Annotated in this window: 3 protein-coding genes and 1 pseudogene; all 4 read right to left on the bottom strand. The window is 29.3% G+C overall.

What is annotated here, in order from left to right:
• Positions 1–125, bottom strand: a 125-nt coding sequence (locus tag N2251_RS13975; RefSeq protein ID WP_376740991.1) for a helix-turn-helix domain-containing protein, incomplete at its 3' end; no start/stop codon positions are given.
• 211 nt (positions 126–336) lie between these two features.
• A complete protein-coding gene (locus N2251_RS00005) occupies positions 337–759 on the bottom strand; it encodes a hypothetical protein (RefSeq protein WP_260584626.1) in 423 nt (140 codons plus the stop codon).
• A gap of 2 nt (positions 760–761) precedes the next feature.
• Positions 762–1,010, bottom strand: a complete 249-nt coding sequence (locus N2251_RS00010) for a PadR family transcriptional regulator (RefSeq protein WP_260584627.1) — start codon at positions 1,008–1,010, stop codon at positions 762–764.
• Between the two features lie 39 nt (positions 1,011–1,049).
• A pseudogene (locus N2251_RS14035) lies at positions 1,050–1,346 on the bottom strand (transposase); the annotation flags it as partial.

Genomic DNA, 1,346 nt, shown 5'->3' on the forward strand with positions numbered 1-1,346 from the left:
GAAATTGTAGAAGGTGTTCTACCAAGAGTTTTAGCAATATAAGCTTTGGTCTTTTTTTCGTTTAAAAGAGTCTGAATAATCACTCTTTCTTTAAGGCTAAGTCTTCTGTGTTTTTTTACTGTCATTTTACAAATCTATAATTTTAGATTTGTTGCGTTAAGTTATTGAATACAGCTTCAATTTCTAAAGTTTTTGCCAACGTGATTGTGTATGATTAGTGGCGTGTTTCAAGCACCTAATTTAGTAAATAATTACCGACCAAGAAAGTCCGCGAGGACTTTCGTAAGTGGGCAAGAAGCCAGCAATAAATTATATACGGTGTTAGGTGTAGTTTTTTTACTCAAATAGGTCTTCTTTGTCTAAATTCTTAATAGATGATTTTCTGACTGAAAGATAATATACAAAATGAATAATCAAAAATACAGTCCAAATTAAAGCGGTAATATAAATAACGTTTATATTTTCATATTTTGATTCAAATCCAAATACAAACCATAATAGTGAAATCACATTATGGGCTATAAATGTTGAAAGGTGGAATCTAAATCCAATATCATAGATTGGTAAATTTTCATATTCTTTTCTGCCGAAATAACTTCCGTTAATCCACATTGAGATTGCATAAATGATTGCAGATAAGATAACTGCTATCATCATTCCGTTTGTTATTGATGTACTTAATCCAACTCGGAATAAAATAGTTAGTATTATTGTTACTAATGTAAATTTTATCAAATTAGGTGTAATTAATGATTTCATATCTATTTTTTTAAAAGGTTATTTATTTCAGTTGAGAAGAACAGTTTTATATTTCTTTCGATAAACTTTTCAAGTAATTCATTTCCCATTTTAGTCAAATAATAATATTTTCTATCAGGTCCTTTATTTCCTTTTTTGCTTTCAAACGTTACCACGTCAATATGTTCATACTTTCTTAAATTTCGATAAAGGCTTTGTTCTTCGCAGTTGATTGTGTTTTTGGATTTACTTTCTATAAAGCTTGGATTCAACGTTGTAACGCAACAAATCGTTATTAATTTTTGATGTTACTAAGCTACGTTTTTTAGCTCAATATTGATCATTTCTTGGGGTGTTTTATAACCAATAATTTTTCGAGGTCTATTGTTTAGTTTTTGCTGAATAATTTGCAGCTGATTTTCGCTTATTTCATTAAAGTTTGTTCCTTTAGGAAGGTAGTTTTTGCTGAATAATTTGCAGCTGATTTTCGCTTATTTCATTAAAGTTTGTTCCTTTAGGAAGGTATCTTCTAATGAGTCCATTCGTATTTTCGTTAGTGCCTCTTTCCCAAGAAGAATATTGGTGAGCAAAGTAAATTTTCATACCTG

The sequence above is a fragment of the Tenacibaculum haliotis genome, from assembly GCF_025215075.1.
Taxonomy (GTDB): Bacteria; Bacteroidota; Bacteroidia; order Flavobacteriales; family Flavobacteriaceae; genus Polaribacter; species Polaribacter haliotis_B.

What these genes read in the sequence shown, in the direction of transcription:
- N2251_RS00005 (WP_260584626.1), bottom strand. Translation starts at nt 759, where the DNA reads ATGAAATCATTAATTACACCTAATTTGATAAAATTTACATTAGTAACA.